Source organism: Albidovulum sp. (assembly GCF_008933605.1).
GTDB lineage: Bacteria > Pseudomonadota > Alphaproteobacteria > Rhodobacterales > Rhodobacteraceae > Albidovulum.
Genome location: NZ_WBUS01000281.1, coordinates 1 through 2,016, shown reverse-complemented (window position 1 = coordinate 2,016; position 2,016 = coordinate 1). Strand labels below are relative to the sequence as shown.

Here is a 2,016-nt window from a genome sequence, read left to right as displayed (position 1 = left end):
CGCCGCCATTCAGGCTGTCGGCTCCTGTGCCGCCGTCCAGGATGTCCTCCCCCGCGCCGCCATGCAGCACATCGTTGCCGCCGTGCCCCTCGATACGGTCGTCCCCCGAAAAACCGCTCAGCACATCGTCGCCCTCGCCGCCGATCAGCGACCGCGCCAGCAGGGCGGCGTAATCCCATTGCGTGCCGTCGGCGAAGGCCACGCGGTCCACCGGCACTGCCCCGTCCAGGCTGCGCGTGCCGTCCCGGAGGGTGACCGAATCGCCGCTGTCCGCGATCGTCAGCACCAGATCGTTGTCGCGCCTGGCGACCCGGACATCCCCGGCGCCGATGCCGGCCTTGAAGCGCAGCGTGTCGGCCACGGGATTCATGATCGGCAGATAGTGGGGATAGCCCGACACGAAGCGCTGCTTGACAATGGTGTCGTGGCCGCCGCCGCGGCCGAAGGCATGGGTGTCCAGTCCCATCCCGCCGATGAGCATGTCGTCGCCCGCGCCGCCGTCGAGATAGTCGTCGCCGGCGCCGCCTTGCAGTTCGTCCGCGCCCGCCCCGCCGATGAGTACGTCGTCCCCGCCCAGCCCGCCCAGCGTCATGCCCTCGTCGTGGGCGAGCAGCCGGTCGCCGCCGTCCGTGCCGGCGAGAACGGCGGCCTGCGCGGCGGCCCGCACCGCGGCGCCACCCGACCAGGCCTGGCGCAGCAGCGCCTCGTCGAGCACCGTGCCGTCGGCGAAGCGATAGGCCTGGAGCGAGCCCGCCTTGACGGCCACGCCGTCCGCGCCGTGCTCGAGCACCAGCCAGCCCTGCGAGGCATCCGTCGCCGCCATCAGCGCCAGCGGATCGATGCCTGCGCCGAATTCGAGCACGTTGTAGCCCCCCGCGTCCTCGATCTGGTCGAAGCCCTCGCCGGCGGCGAAACGGTAGGTGTCGTCGCCGCCTTCCAGATCGAAGCAGGCGTCGTCGCCGGCGCCGCCGAGATAAACATCGTTGCCCGCCCCGCCGGCGAGCTGGTCCTCTCCCGCGCCGCCTTCGAGCCGGTCGGCGCCGGCCTCGCCATAGAGCAGATCGGCGCCCTCGCCGCCGGCCAGGAGATCGTCGCCTTCGCCGCCGAGCAGCGCATCCGCCCCTGCCTCGCCGGCAAGACGGTCCTCGCCCGCATTGCCTTCCAGGCGGTCGTTGTCGGCGCCCCCGCTCAGCGTGTCGCTGCCTTCGTCGCCGCCGAGGTCGTCGATGCCGGCGCCGCCCTCCAGCCGGTCGTCGCCGCCACCGCCGTAGAGGGCGTCGTCGCCGCTCCCCCCGTCGAGCAGGTCGGCGCCATCCCGCGCCGTCGCCACGAGCGTCGTGTAATCGCCGAACAGCATGTCGGCACCGTCGCCGCCGATCACCACGTCGGCGCCGCCCTGCCCGGCCAGCACGTCGGCGCCATCGCCGCCGTCCAGGTAGTCGTCGCCGACAATGTCGGCATCGCGGCCGAGGTTGGTGTCGCCGAGGAAGCTGTCGTCGCCACTGCCCCCAAAAATGACGTCGTCGCCGCCATTACCCTGGCCGACATCGTCGCCGTCGCCGCCGAGCACCAGGTCGTCGCCGTCGCCGGCGGCGATGATGTCGTTGCCGGCGCCGCCGTCGAGCACGTCGCCTTCGTCGGGCGCGTAGTGGGGGTTCTCGCCCCAGTTGGAGAGCAGCAGGTTGTTCTGCGCGTCGCGGGCGATCCACCAGTGCGGGGCCGCGGCGATCAGGGTGGCGCCATTGGGCACCGCCGGCAGGCTGCCCTGGTAGGGTGCCCAGCTCGACGAGCCTTCCAGGTAGTCGCTGCCCTCGCCCCCGCGCAGCACGTCGCTGCCGCTGCCGGCGGCGAGCCAGTCGGCGCCGTCGCCGCCTTCGAGCAGGTCGTCGTCGGCGCCGCCCTGGAGGGCGTCGTTGTCGATGCCGCCGTACAGTTCGTCATTTGCCGCCGCTGGCGACGAGGACGTCGTCGCCGTCTTCGCCGTAAAGCTTCTGCTCGCCGTCGCCGTTGCTGATC

Annotated in this window: 1 protein-coding gene; it reads right to left on the bottom strand. The window is 72.5% G+C overall.

Translation table 11 applies throughout. The annotated features are described in order from the left end of the window. Positions 1-2,016 (bottom strand): calcium-binding protein (locus F9K34_RS18775; RefSeq protein ID WP_291338622.1); only part of this gene is annotated, 2,016 nt, incomplete at both ends.